This window comes from Streptomyces sp. NPDC044719, from assembly GCF_056433405.1.
The window spans coordinates 1022313-1038375 of record NZ_JBWKHE010000001.1 but is presented as its reverse complement, the minus strand read 5'-3'; the positions used below and the strand labels follow the sequence as shown (position 1 = coordinate 1038375).

14 protein-coding genes are annotated in these 16063 nt (G+C 70.4%); 10 read left to right on the top strand and 4 right to left on the bottom strand.

All coding sequences use genetic code 11. From position 1 onward, the window contains the following. Positions 1-29: 29 nt before the first annotated feature. The 4 genes from AC07DF_RS04925 to AC07DF_RS04910 all read left to right on the top strand — a co-directional run bounded on the left by AC07DF_RS04925 (position 30) and on the right by AC07DF_RS04910 (position 2704). On the top strand, positions 30-662 hold the full coding sequence (locus AC07DF_RS04925; protein ID WP_184591833.1) for an AIM24 family protein: 633 nt from the start codon (positions 30-32) through the stop codon (positions 660-662). Between the two features lies 1 nt (position 663). Continuing rightward, entirely contained in the window at positions 664-1314 is a 651-nt protein-coding gene (locus AC07DF_RS04920) for an AIM24 family protein (protein WP_478966933.1), read from the top strand. Beyond that, positions 1311-2111 (top strand): AIM24 family protein, encoded by an 801-nt coding sequence (locus AC07DF_RS04915; protein WP_478966931.1) that lies wholly within the window; start codon positions 1311-1313, stop codon positions 2109-2111. The genes AC07DF_RS04920 and AC07DF_RS04915 overlap by 4 nt, the downstream gene beginning before the upstream one ends. Positions 2112-2227: 116 nt before the next feature. Further along, the gene (locus AC07DF_RS04910) at positions 2228-2704 is read left to right on the top strand and encodes a MarR family winged helix-turn-helix transcriptional regulator (protein ID WP_184590382.1); all 477 of its coding nucleotides are present in this window, start codon (positions 2228-2230) and stop codon (positions 2702-2704) included. A gap of 37 nt (positions 2705-2741) precedes the next feature. Here AC07DF_RS04910 and AC07DF_RS04905 read toward each other — a convergent pair whose 3' ends face one another. Then, positions 2742-4151 carry a sensor histidine kinase gene (locus AC07DF_RS04905; RefSeq protein WP_478966929.1) on the bottom strand — a complete coding sequence of 470 codons (1410 nt, stop codon included), beginning with the start codon at positions 4149-4151 and terminating at the stop codon, positions 2742-2744. Then, positions 4148-4816, bottom strand: a complete 669-nt coding sequence (locus AC07DF_RS04900) for a response regulator transcription factor (protein ID WP_391115636.1) — start codon at positions 4814-4816, stop codon at positions 4148-4150. The genes AC07DF_RS04905 and AC07DF_RS04900 overlap by 4 nt, the downstream gene beginning before the upstream one ends. Before the next feature lie 116 nt (positions 4817-4932). Between AC07DF_RS04900 and AC07DF_RS04895 the strand changes: the two genes are divergently transcribed. Then, positions 4933-5580 (top strand): PepSY domain-containing protein, encoded by a 648-nt coding sequence (locus AC07DF_RS04895; RefSeq protein ID WP_478966927.1) that lies wholly within the window; start codon positions 4933-4935, stop codon positions 5578-5580. 405 nt (positions 5581-5985) lie between these two features. On the opposite strand, the gene meaB is transcribed toward AC07DF_RS04895, so the two are convergent. Together meaB and AC07DF_RS04885 are read right to left on the bottom strand one after the other, a co-directional pair. Continuing rightward, on the bottom strand, positions 5986-6942 hold the full coding sequence (meaB, locus tag AC07DF_RS04890; protein WP_478967598.1) for a methylmalonyl Co-A mutase-associated GTPase MeaB: 957 nt from the start codon (positions 6940-6942) through the stop codon (positions 5986-5988). Between the two features lie 64 nt (positions 6943-7006). Continuing rightward, positions 7007-8206, bottom strand: a complete 1200-nt coding sequence (locus AC07DF_RS04885) for an acetyl-CoA C-acetyltransferase (protein ID WP_478966925.1) — start codon at positions 8204-8206, stop codon at positions 7007-7009. A gap of 148 nt (positions 8207-8354) precedes the next feature. On the opposite strand from AC07DF_RS04885, the gene mce reads away from it, so the two are divergent. The 5 genes from mce to AC07DF_RS04860 all read left to right on the top strand — a co-directional run bounded on the left by mce (position 8355) and on the right by AC07DF_RS04860 (position 15930). Continuing rightward, entirely contained in the window at positions 8355-8795 is a 441-nt protein-coding gene (gene mce / locus AC07DF_RS04880; protein ID WP_454365887.1) for a methylmalonyl-CoA epimerase, read from the top strand. Between the two features lie 233 nt (positions 8796-9028). Next, the gene (gene scy / locus AC07DF_RS04875; RefSeq protein WP_478966923.1) at positions 9029-12943 is read left to right on the top strand and encodes a polarized growth protein Scy; all 3915 of its coding nucleotides are present in this window, start codon (positions 9029-9031) and stop codon (positions 12941-12943) included. A 233-nt stretch (positions 12944-13176) separates the two neighbouring features. Then, positions 13177-14112, top strand: a complete 936-nt coding sequence (locus AC07DF_RS04870) for a coiled-coil domain-containing protein (RefSeq protein ID WP_454365891.1) — start codon at positions 13177-13179, stop codon at positions 14110-14112. 85 nt (positions 14113-14197) lie between these two features. Beyond that, a complete protein-coding gene (locus AC07DF_RS04865) occupies positions 14198-15157 on the top strand; it encodes an ABC transporter ATP-binding protein (protein WP_478966920.1) in 960 nt (319 codons plus the stop codon). Positions 15158-15159: 2 nt separating this feature from the next. Next, a complete protein-coding gene (locus AC07DF_RS04860) occupies positions 15160-15930 on the top strand; it encodes an ABC transporter permease (RefSeq protein WP_382497290.1) in 771 nt (256 codons plus the stop codon). The last annotated feature ends 133 nt before the right edge of the window (positions 15931-16063 follow it).

Sequence of the window (16063 nt, the reverse complement as noted above, 5' to 3'; positions counted from 1 at the left end):
GGCCTGCGGATACCTTCCCGTACGTGGCGATGTTCCGACTTCAGAGCAACAAGGTGCTCGCCGTCGACATGACCGGAGATGCCGTGAAGGCGAAGAACGGCTCGATGGTCGCGTACGACGGCGAGATGGCCTTCAAGAAGCTCAGCGGCGGCGGCGAGGGCATCCGGGGCATGGTGACCCGGCGGCTGACCGGTGAGCAGATGACCTTGATGGAGGTGAAGGGGCGCGGCACCTGCTGGTTCGCGGACCGCGCCTCCGAGATCAACCTGGTCGGTCTCCAGGGGGACAAGCTCTACGTCGAGTCGAGCAACCTGCTCGCGACCGACGGCGGGCTGCGCACGGGGACGGAGTTCACCGGCCTGCGTGGCGCCTCGCAGGGAAACGGGCTGTTCACGACGTCCGTCGAGGGCCACGGCCAAGCGGCGATCATGTCGGACGGGCCGGCGGTGGTGCTGCGGGTGAGCCCGCAGTATCCGCTGACCGTCGACCCGGGGGCCTATGTGGCGCACCAGGGCAATCTCCGGCAGTCCTTCCAGTCCGGTGTGACGTTCCGCACGTTGCTCGGGGAGGGCGGCGGCGAGGCCTTCCAGATGCGCTTCGAGGGGGACGGGCTGGTGTACGTACAGCCGAGCGAGCGGAACACGATCGCGGGAGACGTCTGACATGGCCTTCCGGGAGATCAACGCGAAGATGGTCGAGGCGACGGTGGCGCCCGGTCAGCGGCTGTTCAGTCAGCGCGGCGCGATGCTCGCGTACAAGGGCGAGGTGTCCTTCACGCCCAACACGGCGGGCGGCCAGGGCGGGATCATGTCGATGATCGGCCGCCGGGTCGCCGACGAGGACACGCCCCTGATGACCGTGGAGGGCAGCGGCACCGTCCTCTTCGGGCACGGCGGGCATCACATCCAGGTGATCCGGCTCGCCGGCGACACGCTGTACGTCGAGGCGGACCGCCTGCTGGCCTTCGAGGGCTCGCTCCAGCAGGGCACCATGTTCCTCGGCTCGCAGGGCGGCGTGATGGGCATGGTCCGCGGCCAGGTCAGCGGCCAGGGACTGTTCACGACGACGCTGAAGGGGCACGGGGCCGTCTCGGTCATGGCTCACGGCGGGGTGATCGAGATCCCCATCACGCCCCAGCGGCCGGTGCATGTGGACCCGCAGGCCTACGTCGCCCACCACGGCGACGTCCGCAACAAGCTGTCCACCGCCCTGGGCTGGCGGGACATGGTGGGCCGCGGCTCGGGCGAGGCGTTCCAGCTGGAGCTCAGCGGCAGCGGTGCGGTGTACGTCCAGGCGTCGGAGGAGAAGCTGTGAGCACCTACGGAACTCCGGGCGCCGGCCCCGCGGTCTTCGACCCGGCATCGCTGCCGCCCGACGACAACGTCACCCCGTACACCTTCTGCGTGGAACTGAAGGGGAGTCAGTGGTTCCTGCAGAAGGGGAAGATGATCGCCTACTACGGCTCGATCGACTTCAACGGCGTGGGGCACGGCCGGCTGGACCGTCTGGTCCGTACGTCGTTCCATTCGCCTCTGCACGCGAGCGACTGGGTCGTGGCGGAGGGCTCGGGCAAGATGCTCCTCGCCGACCGGGCCTTCGACGTGAACTCGTTCGACCTCGAGGACGGCAATCTGACCATTCGCTCGGGCAACCTCCTCGCTTTTCAGCCAACTCTGGCACTGAAGCAATCAATCGTGCCGGGTTTTCTGACCCTCATCGGAACCGGAAAGTTCGTGGCCGCGTCGAACGGGCCGGTGGTGTTCATGGAACCCCCCATTCGGGTCGACCCCCAGGCCCTGGTCGGATGGGCCGACTGCCCCTCGCCCTGCCACCACTACGACCATGGGTACATGACCGGTGTCATGGGCGGTCTACGTGCGCTGACGGGCCTCGGAGGGGCCTCAGGCGAGGAGCACCAGTTCGAGTTCGTCGGCGCCGGCACGGTGCTGCTGCAGTCGTCCGAGACCCTGATGGCCGAGCAGGCCACGGGGGCCGTTCCGCACCAGGCCGGTGTGCCCGGCGGCGGGGCATCCGGCCCCCCGCACGGTCAATCCGGCGCACCGCGTCTTCCCGGACAGCTGGGGGACCTCCAGCGTCGCTTCGGGCTGTGAGCGGTAGTCTGCGGAGTGTGACATCGAACGCCTGCGCACCAACGTTCGGCAGGCGTGCGATGTCACGCGAAAACCCTCACTAGTTCGCCTTTCAACATTTTAGGTAGACTTCATTCATGGAGACCGAGACGGCCACGCGCTGGCTGACCGATGCGGAGCAGTGCGCTTGGCGCACCCACCTGGAGGTCAACAGGCTGTTGACGTACCAGCTCGAGAAGGACCTGCAGCCGTTCGGCCTGACAATGAACGACTACGAGATCCTGGTGAACCTCTCCGAGTCGGAGGACCAGCGGATGCGGATGAGCGACCTCGCCTCCGCCACCCTCCAGTCCAAGAGCCGCCTCTCGCACCAGATCACGCGCATGGAGAACGCGAACCTGGTCCGGCGGGAGAACTGCGAATCCGACCGCCGGGGGCTCTACGCGGTCCTCACCGATCACGGCATGGCGACGATGCAGAAGGTGGCGCCCCACCACGTGGCGTCCGTGCGCAGGCACTTCATCGACCTGCTGTCCCCCGAGGCCCTGACGGAACTCGACAAGGCTCTCAAGCCCATCGCGGAGCACCTGCGCGGACAGCGCGGGCGCCCCTGACCCGAACGGCACACCCCCGCCGGTCGGGCGACAAAACCTAGGCGAGCGGCAGGCGGAGTTCGAACAGGGCTCCGCCTGCGGGTCCCTGTGCGGCCGTGAGCGTCCCGCCGTGCCGTACGGCGACGTCCCGGGCGATGGCGAGCCCCAGGCCGGCACCGCCGTCGTCCCGGCTGCGGGCGGCGTCCAGCCGTACGAACCGTTCGAAGATCCGCTCACGGTCGGCCTCGGGCACCCCGTCCCCGTCGTCCGCCACGCCGATCACGGCCCGGTCCCCCTCCCGCCGTACGCTCACGGTGACGGCCGACCGGGCATGCCGCTGGGCGTTGTCGAGCAGATTGGCCAGCACCCGCCGCAGCTGCCCCCGCGATCCGGCCACTTCCACCGGCTCCGCGTCCACCGTCACCCCCGTGCGTCCCTCGGCCTCCTCCCGGGCCAGCCCGGCGAGGTCGACCCCCGCGTCGCTGGGCCGCTCCCCCGCGTCCAGCCGGGCGAGCAGCAGCAGGTCGGCGGCCAGGTGCTGGAGCCGCACGGTGTCCTCCACGGCCCCGTCGAGGTCCAGCAGTTCGGGATGCGCGGCGGCCACTTCCAACTGCGTGCGCAGCGAAGCGATGGGACTGCGCAGCTCGTGGGACGCGTCGGCGACAAAGCGCCGCTGCCGCTCCACGGAGGTCTCCAGCGCCGCGAGCGTCTCATTAGTAGTGCTGGCCAGCCGGGCGATCTCGTCGTGCGTGTCCGGCTCCGGGACGCGCCGCGCGAGGTCCTCGGACCGGGTGATCGCGGCCATCTCGCTCCGGATGCCCTCGACCGGCCGCAGGGCCCGCCGGGTGACCAGCCAGGTCACTCCCGCGACGACCCCGAGCAGCAGCGGGAACCCGATCAGCATCACCGTCAGCGCGGTCCGCACGGCCCCGTGCTCGGCGGCCAGCGGCGAACCGGCGTAGACCTTGAGGGTCCCCCGGTCCTTGGTCTCCACCTCCACGGCGGCGAACCGGTAGTCCTCCGCGTCACCGTCGATCGTGGCGGACCCGTTGCTGAAGACACTCTCCCCGGCGATCTCCCCCGGTTCGAGGGCCTCTTCGTGGTCGTCGGCGTCGTCGTCCTCGTCCCCGCGGAGCGCGGCCGGCGGCTGCGGCTTCACCTGGTCGGAGTCGGTGCCGCTGATCTTCTGGAGATCCTCGCTGGCCGCGACCAGCCGCTTGTGCTCGTCGAGGACCTGCACCGGCCCGTCGTCACCGTCCAGCCCGGACAGCTTGTCGTACGGCGTCCCGGTGGCGAGCTCGGAGGCGACAGCCCGGGCGGACTGCTCGGCCTGCGTCCCGGCCTCGCCGATCAGATTGGACCGCAACGACAGCAGCACGGCGGCCCCGGCCGCGACGAGCGCCACCGCGACCACAAGCGTGGCGCCCAGCGTGGCCCGCGCCCGGACGGACCCGAACAGCCGCCTCATGGCGACTTCTCCAGCCGGTACCCGGCCCCGCGCACGGTCCGGATCAGCCCCGGCCGCAGCTTCCGCCGCAGGGTGCTGATGTACACCTCGACGATGTTGGGATCACCCTCGTAAGCGAAGTCCCAAACATGCTCGAGGATCTCGGACTTGGACACGACCTCCCCGGCCCGCAGCACAAGCTGCTCCAGCACGGAGAACTCCTTGGTCGTGAGGGCCACCTCCTCCTCCCCCAGAAACACCCGCCGAGCAGCCGTGTCCACCTTCAGGTCCCCGTGCACATGCACGGGCGAGGCCCCGGCACCCACTCCACGCCGCCGCAGCAGCGCCTTGATCCGGGCGACGAGCACGACGTACGAGAACGGCTTGGTCAGATAGTCGTCAGCCCCCGTGTCCAGCCCCTCAGCCTCGTCGTACTCACCGTCCTTGGCGGTCAGCATCAGGATCGGCACCTCGTGCCCGGCGGCGCGCAGGGCCGCGCAGACCCGGTAGCCGTTGAGGCCGGGCAGCATGATGTCGAGGATCACCAGGTCGTACGTCCCCTCCGAGGCCTGGTGCAGCCCCTCCCGTCCGTCGTGGACGACGTCCACGGCGTACCCCTCGGCCGTCAGGCCCCTGGCGAGCGACAGGGCCAGCCGCTTCTCGTCCTCCACGATCAACAGGCGCATGGGTAAAGAGTGGCAAAACCAAGCTGAAGATCCCTTCAGGGGGCTTCAGGTTCCTCTCAGCCTCGATCAGCCACCTTGGAACACGTCGAAAACAAAACGACTCGGGAGGAATCCGCATGAAGCGCAACATCGTGATCGCCGCTGTGACCGCTGCCGCTCTGATCGGAGGCGGTACGGCCACGGCTCTCGCGACCACGGGAGACGGCGGGGACTCGGCGCGGCAGGCGGCGAACACTCGGCTGTCGGACGACGACACCCGTGACGACCAGGACGACGACAACGGCCGCGACGACGACGCCGCGCAGACGGCTTCCGGCGACGTGACGGCGCCCGAGGCGATCGCCTCCGCGCTGAAGCACACGTCCGGCACGGTCGTCTCCGCCGAGCTGGACGACGAGGACGACAGCGACAAGGTGATCTGGAAGGTCGACGTCCTGTCCGGTGACAACACCTGGCACAGCGTCCGCGTCGACCCGTCCAACGGCAAGGTCCTCGGTGCGCAGACCGACGACGAGGACGACACGGCGCAGGTGCGGACGGCCCTGAAGGGCTCCTCCGTGACGGCCGAGGAGGCCGCGAAGGCTGCCGCCGGCAAGGGCACGGTGACGTCCGTCGACCTGGACGAGGACGGCAAGAACAAGTCCTGGGAGGCCGAGACCCGCACGTCCGGCGGCGCCGAGCAGGACTGGAAGATAGACCTCACCACGGGCAAGGTCACGGCAGACCGCTCGGACGACCAGGACGACACGGACGACCAGGACTGACCGCCCCCTCCCCGATTCCAACGCCCCGGCGTCTCCACTGGCGCCGGGGCGTCGCACGTCTCGCATTGCCCGCAGCTAAACGGTACGGCGGGTCTGCAGCTAAGCGGCTACTGCGGGTCTGCAGCTAAGTGGCTACGGCGGTCCCGCAGCGCGGCGACTGCGGCCACTGTGGCCGATGGCGCGGGAGCCACGACGCGCACCCGCACCCGCCGGCTCACGGAAGGGGACGTGTCGGGGGGTGTCCGCCCGCAGCGGTTGTCGCGTCAACGAACAGTCAGTCGGTTCGCAACCCCATCGCGACGTTCCGAGGACGGACACCCCCCGACGCGGCCCCGACCCACCACCCGGCGCAAGGCGCGAACGCGCACCCCCACCAAAGGGCCACAGGCCGCCGCAGGCACCCGCTCAGCCCTCCGTCAACCCCGCCACCAGCTCATCAGCCGCCCGATAAGGATCCAGCTCCCCCGCCACGATCCGCTCGGCCAACGCCCCCAGCCGCCGGTCCCCGTGCAGATCCCCGATTCGCTCCCGCAGCGCCGTCACCGCGATCGTCTCGACCTCCCGCGCCGCCCGGGCCGCCCGCCGCTCCGCGAGCACCCCCCGCTCCTCCATCCAGGCACGGTGCTTCTCCAAAGCCTCGACGACCTCGTCCGTGCCCTCCCCCCGCGCCGCGACCGTCTTCACGATCGGCGGACGCCAGTCACCCGGCCCCCGGGACTCCCCGAGCCCCAGCATGTGGTTCAGCTCGCGAGCCGTCGCATCGGCCCCGTCCCGGTCCGCCTTGTTCACGACGTACACGTCACCGATCTCCAGGATCCCGGCCTTGGCCGCCTGGATCCCGTCCCCCATCCCGGGTGCCAGCAGCACCACGGACGTGTCCGCCTGCGAGGCGATCTCCACCTCGGACTGCCCGACCCCCACCGTCTCGACGAGGACGACGTCGCAGCCCGCCGCGTCCAGCACCCGAATCGCCTGGGGCGCGGCCCAAGCGAGCCCGCCCAGCTGCCCCCGCGTCGCCATCGAACGGATGTACACCCCGGGATCCGACGCGTGCTCCGACATCCGCACCCGGTCCCCGAGCAGCGCCCCGCCCGAGAACGGGGACGACGGGTCGACGGCGAGCACGCCGACCCGCTTCCCCTGCTTGCGATACGCCGTCACCAGCGCCGACGTGGACGTGGACTTGCCGACCCCGGGCGACCCGGTCAGCCCCACCACATACGCCCCACCCGTCAGCGGCGCCAGCGCCGCCATGACCTCCCGCAGCTGCGGGGACGCCCCCTCCACCAGGGAGATCAACCGGGCCACGGCCCGCGGCCGGCCCTCCCTGGCCTGGGCGACCAGCGTGGAGACGTCCTGCATCACAGCTCCGTTCATGTCCTGAAGGCGAAGGCGAAGGCGAAAACCAAGTGCCGAAACCCGCTCCTCAGCCCTTCGGCACCCGCACGATCAACGCGTCACCCTGACCACCGCCACCGCACAGCGCCGCCGCGCCCACGCCACCGCCCCGCCGCTTCAGCTCCAGCGCGAGGTGCAGCACGAGACGCGCACCGGACATCCCGATCGGGTGACCCAGGGCGATGGCACCGCCGTTGACATTCACCTTTTCGGTGGACAGCCCAAGATCCTTCATTGACTGCACGGCCACCGCCGCGAACGCCTCATTGATCTCGACGAGATCGAGCTCCTCGACGCCCAGGCCCTCCTTCTTCAGCGCGTGCAGGATCGCGTTGGACGGCTGGGACTGCAGCGAGTTGTCCGGCCCGGCCACGTTCCCGTGCGCCCCGATCTCGGCGATCCACTCCAGGCCGAGTTCCTGGGCCTTGGCCTTGCTCATCACCACGACGGCGGCGGCACCGTCGGAGATCTGCGAGGCGGAACCCGCCGTGATCGTGCCGTCCTTGGCGAACGCCGGACGCAGCTTCCCGAGCGACTCCGCCGTCGTGTCACCTCGGATCCCCTCGTCCTTGCTGAACAGCACCGGGTCACCCTTGCGCTGCGGGATCTCGACGGGCGTGATCTCGGCGTCGAACAGGCCGTTCTTCTGCGCGGCGGCCGCCCGCTGGTGCGACTGCGCGGCGATCTCGTCCTGCTCGGCCCGGCCGATGCCCAGCCGGGTGTTGTGCTTCTCCGTCGACTCGCCCATGGCGACGTTCTCGAAGGAGTCCGTCAGCCCGTCGTACGCCATGGCGTCGATCATCTCGACCGCGCCGTACTTGAAGCCCTCACGGGACTTGGGCAGCAGGTGCGGCGCGTTGGTCATGGACTCCTGACCGCCGGCGACGACCACGTCGAACTCACCCGCGCGGATGAGCTGGTCGGCGAGCGCGATGGCGTCGAGACCCGACAGACACACCTTGTTGATGGTCAGCGCCGGCACGTTCATCGGGATGCCGGCCTTGACCGCGGCCTGGCGCGCCGGGATCTGCCCCGCCCCGGCCTGGAGCACCTGCCCCATGATCACGTACTGCACCTGGTCGCCGCCGATCCCCGCACGGTCGAGGGCGGCCTTGATCGCGAAGCCGCCGAGGTCGGCTCCGGAGAAGGACTTGAGCGATCCGAGCAACCGCCCCATGGGCGTACGCGCGCCCGAGACGATCACCGAGCTGGTCGTTGCAGAAGACATGAGCCGCAATCCCCTTACCGGCTGCACAGCCGAGGAGTGAACGAGGGTTTACTTCGAATGTACTGACCGGTACTCCACCCCGTCATCCGGCTGTCGGTGTGATCGCGCGCACGTTGCGTAACCACCTCCGGAGCGCTGCACTGAATCCATGCTGACGCGAATCGACCACATCGGAATCGCCTGTTTCGACCTCGACAAGACCGTCGAGTTCTACCGTGCCACCTACGGCTTCGAGGTGTTCCACTCCGAGGTCAACGAGGAGCAGGGCGTGCGCGAGGCCATGCTCAAGATCAACGATACGTCCGACGGCGGCGCCTCGTACCTGCAGCTTCTCGAACCCACCCGCCCGGACTCCACCGTCGCGAAGTGGCTCGACAAGAACGGCGAGGGCGTCCACCACATCGCTTTCGGTACGGCGGATGTGGACGCGGAGTCCGCGGACATCCGCGACAAGGGCGTACGCGTGCTGTACGAAGAGCCGCGACGCGGTTCCATGGGGTCACGAATCACCTTCCTGCACCCCAAGGACTGTCATGGCGTACTGACAGAACTGGTCACTTCGGCGCCTGTTGAGTCACCTGAGCACTGACCCTCGTACATAGGGGCCGGTAGGGTTGGGTGCGGTCGCCGCTCGGTGCAGGGTGACCGCGGTCCCGCCGTGCGACGGCAGGACCACCGGGGTCCGGGTTTCGGGGGACGAGCGTCGGGGCAGCAGCCTCTGCTCCGCCGATGATCTGACACCATTCCCCGGGGGCCCCGTTCGGCGGATGGACGGAGCTCGTTTGGAGAGAGTTGCGACCAGGGGACGGATGGGACCGCGCAGTGCGGGGCTACGAGAGCCAGGAGCGAGAGCCGGCGGCTGACGTCGACCACCTCTCTCGGTTCGAAGCCGAGATGAAGCGGCTGAAGACCGAGCGGGAAAAGGCGATCCAGCACGCCGAGGACCTCGGCTACCAGGTCGAGGTGCTGCGTGCGAAGCTGCACGAGGCGCGGCGCACCATCATGTCCCGGCCCTCCTTCGAGGGGGGCGACATCGGCTGGCAGGCCGAGCAGTTGCTGCGCAACGCTCAGATGCAGGCCGACCAGATCCGGACGGACGCCGACCGTGAGCTGAGCGAGGCGCGGGCGCAGACCCAGCGGATCCTCCAGGAGCACGCCGAGCAGGCGGCCCGGCTCCAGTCGGAGCTGCACCAGGAGGCGGTGACCCGCCGCCAGCAGCTCGACCAGGAGCTGGCCGAGCGCCGCCAGACGGTCGAGTCGCACGTCAACGAGAACGTGGCCTGGGCCGAGCAGCTGCGGGCCCGCACCGAGCAGCAGGCCCGGCGCCTGATGGAGGAGTCCCGGGCCGAGGCCGAGCAGGCCCTGGCCACCGCCCGTGCGGAGGCCGAGCGGCTGACGACGGAGGCCCGGCAGCGCCTGACGGGCGCGGCCGAGGAGGCCCGGGCCGAGGCCGAGCAGATCCTGCGCCGCGCCCGCACGGACGCCGAGCGCCTGCTCAACGCCGCCTCCTCACAGGCCCAGGAGGCCACGGACCACGCCGAGCAGCTGCGGACGTCCACCGCCACCGAGTCGGAGTCCGCGCGCCGCGAGGCCACGGAGCTGAGCAAGGCCGCCGAGCAGCGGATGGCCGAGGCCGAGGAGGCGCTGCGCAAGGCGCAGGCCGAGGCGGAGAAGCTGGTCACGGAGGCCAAGGAGGCCGCCGCCAAGGCCCTGTCGAGTGCCGAGGCCGCGAACGAGACGCGTACGCGCACCGCCAAGGAGCAGGTCGCCCGGCTGGTCGAGGAGGCCACGAAGGAGGCCGAGAACACCAAGTCCGAGGCCGAGCAACTCGTCGCCGACGCCCGCGCAGAGGCCGAGAAGATCGTCGCGGAGGCCTCCGAGAAGGCCCGTACGACCACCGCCGAGGAGACCGCGACTCAGCTGTCGAAGGCGGCCAGGACCGCCGAGGAGGTCCTCAACAAGGCGTCCGAGGACGCCAAGAAGATGACCAAGGCCGCGGCCGAGGAGGCCGAGCGGATCCGCTCGGAGGCCGAGGCCGAGGCGGACCGGCTGCGCGCCGAGGCGCACGACATCGCCGAGGAGCTCAAGGGCACGGCGAAGGACGACACCAAGGAGTACCGCGCCAAGACGGTCGAGCTGCAGGAGGAGGCCCGCCGGCTGCGCGGCGACGCCGAGCAGCTGCGGGCGGACGCCGTCGAAGAGGGCGAGAAGATCCGCGCCGAGGCCCGCAAGGAGGCCGTGGCGCAGATCGAGGAGGCGGCGAGGTCCGCCGAGGAGCTGCTCGCCAAGGCCAAGGCGGACGCGGACGAGCTGCGCACGAACGCCCAGGGGGACAGCGAAAAGGTCCGTACCGAGGCCATCGAGCGGGCGACGACCCTGCGCCGGCAGGCCGAGGAGACCCTTCAGCGCACCCGGCAGGAGGCCGAGCGGCACCGCGAGGAGGTCGTCGAGCAGGCCGAGAGCCTCAAGGCGGACGCCGAGCGCGCGGCTCTGGAGCTGCACGAGGAGACCGAGCGCGCCATAGAGGCCCGCCGCGCGGAGGCCGCCGAGGAGCTGACGCGGCTCCAGACGGAGGCCGAGGAGCGGCTGGCGGCCGCCGAGCAGGCGCTGTCGGACGCCCGTGAGGAGGCCGACCGGATCCGCCGCGAGGCCGCCGAGGAGAACGAGCGGCTGCGCGCCGAGGCCGCGGAGCGGATCCGTACGCTCCAGCAGCAGGCCGAGACGGAGGCCGAGCGGCTGCGCGACGAGGCCGCTTCCGACGCGTCCGCCTCCCGCGCCGAGGGCGAGGCCGTCGCCGTACGCCTGCGCTCGGAGGCTGCGAACGAGGCGGAGCGGCTGAAGTCGGAGGCGCAGGAGAGCGCCGACCGGATGCGCGCGGAGGCGCAGGCCGCCGCCGAGCGGCTCGGCACGGAGGCGTCCGAGACGCTGGCGGCCGCCCAGGAGGAGGCCAACCGCCGGCGCCGGGAGGCCGAGGAACTGCTCGGCAGCGCCCGGCAGGAGGCCGACCAGGAGCGCGAGCGGGCCCGCGAGCAGAGCGAGGAGCTGCTGGCCTCGGCGCGCAAGCGCGTGGAGGAGGCACAGGCCGAGGCCGTACGGCTGGTCGAGGAGGCGGACCGGCGGGCCACGGAGATGGTGTCCGCCGCCGAGCAGCACGCCCAGCAGGTACGGGACTCCGTCGCGGGGCTGCACGAGCAGGCCCAGGACGAGATCGCCGGGCTGCGCAGCGCCGCCGAGCACGTCGCGGACCGCACGCGGCGGGAGGCCCAGGAGGAGGCGGACCGGGTCCGTACCGACGCCTACGCGGAGCGGGAGCGGGCGAGCGAGGACGCCGGCCGGCTGCGGCGCGAGGCGCACGAGGAGACCGAGGCCGCCAAGGCGCTAGCCGAGCGCACGATGTCCGAGGCGATCGCCGAGGCGGAGCGCATCCGTACGGAGGTCTCCGAGCACGCCCAGCGGGTGCGCACGGAGGCGTCGGACGCCATCGCCGAGGCCGAGCAGAACGCCTCGCGCACCCGGGCGGACGCCCGTGAGGACGCCAACCGCATCCGGTCGGACGCGGCGACGCAGGCGGACACCCTCATCACCGAGGCGCGGGGCGAGGCGGAGCGGCTCACGGCCGAGACGGTCACGGAGACGGACCGGCTGCGGATGGAGACGGTCACCGAGGCCGAGCGGGTCCGCACCGAGTCCCTGAACGAGGCCGAGCGGGTCCGGGCCGAGGCGGTCGCCAAGGCCGACCAGCTGGTCGGGGAGGCCACCGGCGAGGCGGAGCGGCTGCGGGCCGAGGCCGCCGAGACGGTCGGCTCCGCGCAGCAGCACGCCGAGCGGGTCCGCAGCGAGGCCGGGCGCGTCAAGGCCGACGCGGAGGCGGAGGCGGAGCGGCTCGTCGCCACCGCGCGCGAGGAGGCCGACCGCACCCTGGACGAGGCCCGCAAGGACGCCAACAAGCGGCGCTCCGAGGCGGCCGAGCAGGTCGACAAGCTCATCACGGAGACCACGGCCGAGGCCGACAAGCTGCTGAGCGAGGCGCAGCAGCAGGCGCACAAGACCACCGCTGAGGCCGAGACGCAGGCCGACAGGATGGTGGGCGCGGCCCGCACAGAGGCCGACCGGCTGGTGTCCGAGGCGACGGTCGAGGGCAACTCGCTGGTGGAGAAGGCCCGTACGGACGCGGACGAGCTGCTGGTCGGCGCCCGTCGGGACGCCACGCAGATCAGGGAGCGCGCCGAGGAGCTGCGCGACCGCATCACGGGCGAGATCGAGGAGCTGCACGAGCGGGCCCGCCGGGAGTCGGCCGAGACGATGAAGTCGGCGGGAGACCGCTGCGACGCGCTCGTCAAGGCCGCCGAGGAGCAGCTCGCGAAGGCGCAGGCGAAGTCGAAGGAGATCGTCTCGGAGGCCAACTCCGAGGCGGGCAAGGTCCGTATCGCCGCGGTGAAGAAGGCCGAGGGGCTGCTCAAGGAGGCCGAGCAGAAGAAGTCCACGCTGGTCCGGGAGGCCGAGGAGCTCAAGGCCGAGGCGATCCGCGAGGCCAAGCGCACGGTCGAGGAGGGCAAGCGGGAGCTGGAGGTCCTGGTCCGCCGCCGCGAGGACATCAACGCCGAGATCTCGCGTGTCCAGGACGTCCTGGAGGCGCTGGAGTCCTTCGAGGCCCCGGCCGGGAGCAAGGACAACGGAGTCAAGGCGGGTGCGACGGTCGGCGCACCCCGTTCGGGTGGCAAGTCCTCGGAGAGCTAGGGGCTTCGGGCTGCCCGTGCCACACTGGGACGGACGCTTCGGGCCATGGGGTTGCGCGGGGGCGTTGGGGCGCCCCTGCGGGGCTTTGACCGAGTTTTGGCAAGCCCTCTGCCGCTTAGCCACTCAAAAGGGGTCTCATTTTCCAGATCAAACGCGCATCCGCTCGATGACACACCGTTTCGGCCCCTAGGATTCCACCTATCACCTCACCGGTCTCATTCGACAGGAACCCCATGAGCGACACTTCCCCCTACGGCTTCGAGCTTGTGCGGCGTGGATACGACCGCGCTCAGGTGGACGAACGTATCTCCAAGCTCGTCTCCGACCGTGACAGCGCTCTCGCCCGCATCACCGCTCTGGAAAAGCGCATCGAAGAGCTCCACCTCGAGACGCAGAACGCCCAGGCCCAGGTCACCGACGCCGAGCCGTCGTACGCGGGTCTCGGTGCGCGCGTGGAGAAGATTCTCCGCCTCGCCGAGGAAGAGGCGAAGGACCTGCGCGAGGAGGCCCGGCGCGCGGCCGAGCAGCACCGTGAGCTCGCGGAGTCCGCGGCCCAGCAGGTGCGCAACGACGCCGAGGCGTACTCCGCGGAGCGCAAGGCCAAGGCCGAGGACGAGGGCCTGCGGATCGTCGAGAAGGCCAAGAGTGACGCCTCCCAGCTGCGTTCCGAGGCGCAGAAGGACGCGCAGTCCAAGCGCGAGGAGGCGGACGCCCTCTTCGAGGAGACCCGCGCCAAGGCCGCGCAGGCCGCCGCGGACTTCGAGACGAACCTGGCCAAGCGCCGGGAGCAGTCCGAGCGCGACCTGGCGTCCCGTCAGGCCAAGGCTGAGAAGCGTCTCGCCGAGATCGAGCACCGCGCCGAGCAGCTGCGCCTGGAGGCGGAGAAGCTGCGCACGGACGCCGAGCGCCGCGCCCGCCAGACGGTGGAGACGGCCCAGCGCCAGGCCGAGGACATCGTGGCCGACGCCAACGCCAAGGCCGACCGCATCCGTTCGGAATCCGAGCGCGAGCTGGCCGCCCTCACCAACCGCCGCGACAGCATCAACGCCCAGCTGACGAACGTCCGCGAGATGCTCGCGACGCTCACGGGCGCCGCGGTCGCCGCCGCCGGTACGCCGGCCGAGGACGAGCCGATCTCCCGTGGGGTCCCGGCCCAGCAGTCCCGGTAACACCGGGGCATACGGAGCCTGAATCTCCGCAAAGCCCTCTGCCGCTCGGGTGGCAGAGGGCTTTGTCACGTTCTAGCGTGGCGGCATGATTGAGCTCGAGGGGCTGACCAAGCGTTACGGCGAGAAGGTGGCGGTCAACAACCTGTCCTTCACCGTCAGACCAGGCATCGTCACCGGCTTTCTCGGGCCCAACGGCGCGGGGAAATCCACGACCATGCGGATGATCCTCGGTCTTGACCACCCCACCGCCGGCGACGTCCGTATCGACGGCAAGCACTACCAGCAGCTCAAGGACCCGCTGACGTACATCGGTGCCCTGCTCGAGGCCAAGGCCTGGCACGGCGGGCGCACCGCCTACAACCATCTGCTGTGCCTCGCGCAGAGCAACGGCATTCCGAGCCGCCGCGTGCGGGACGTGCTGGAGACGGTCGGGCTGACGGCGGTCGCGAAGAAGAAGACCAAGGGCTTCTCGATGGGCATGGGGCAGCGGCTCGGCATCGCGGCCGCGCTGCTCGGCGACCCGCGGATCCTGATGTTCGACGAGCCGGTCAACGGCCTCGACCCCGAGGGCATCCACTGGATCCGCACCCTGATGAAGTCGCTGGCCGCGCAGGGCCGGACCGTGTTCGTCTCCTCCCATCTGATGAGCGAGATGGCCCTGACGGCCGAGCACCTCGTCGTCATCGGGCAGGGGCGGCTGCTGGCGGACACCTCCATGGCCGACTTCATCGCGCGCAACTCACGGTCGTACGTCCGGGTCCGCAGCCCGCAGCGGGAGCGGCTGCTCGATGTGCTGCACCAGGCCGGGATCGTGGCCGTGGAGAGCGGTGACGGGGTGCTGGAGGTGGATGGCGGCAAGGCCGAGCACGTCGGCGAGCTGGCGGCGCAGCACGGGCTGACGCTGCACGAGCTGAGCCCGCAACAGGCCTCGCTGGAGGAGGCGTTCATGCAGCTGACCGCGGAGTCGGTGGAGTACCACGCACACAGCGAGACGAGCCCGCAGCCGCCACAGCAGCAGTGGGGCGACGGCTGGAAGAGGGGCTGAGCATGGCGACGACCCAGGTCGTACGGTCGGAGTGGACCAAGATCCGGTCAGTGGCATCCACGGTGTGGACGCTCTCGCTGGTGGTGGTCGTGACGGTCGCCCTCGGCATGCTGATCTCGGCACTGTCGAAGAACGAGTTCGACAGCATGAACGCGCAGGCCCGGGCGGAGTTCGATCCGACGTTCATCAGTTTCGCGGGGATGAGCCTCGGCCAGCTCGCGATGATCGTGTTCGGCGTGCTGGTGGTGTCGAACGAGTACAGCACCGGCATGATCCGCACCTCGCTGGCCGCCGTGCCGCAGCGCGGCTCCTTCCTGTTCAGCAAGATCGCGGTGGCCACGGGGCTGGCCTTGCTGGTCGGGCTCGTCACCAGCTTCGCCGCGTTCTTCCTCGGGCAGGCGATGCTCGGCGAGCACGCGGCGGAGATCGGTGACCAGGGCGTGCTGCGGGCCGTCTTCGGAGGCGGCCTCTACATGGCCCTGATCGCGATGTTCTCCATGGGCGTCGCCGCGATGCTGCGCTCGCCGATGCTGTCGCTGGGCATCCTGATGCCGTTCTTCTTCCTGATCTCCAACATCCTCGGCAATGTCGACGCGACGAAGAAGGTCGGCCGGTTCCTGCCCGACCAGGCCGGCAGCAAGATCATGCAGGTGGTCACGCCGATCGACGACGACACCCCGTACGGGCCCTGGGGCGGCCTCGGGATCATGGGGCTGTGGGTGCTCGCGGCCCTGATCGGCGGGTACGTGCTGCTGAAGAAGCGCGACGCCTGAGCGGCGGGGTCTGAAGGAGGCTGTCGGGGGGGCGTCGGCCCCCCACCCTTTACTTTGATTTGGGCGGAACCGTCAGCGCCTCGATATCCTCCTAACCCTTACGGGGGGCGTGCGCCCCGCTGTCCTGAACCTT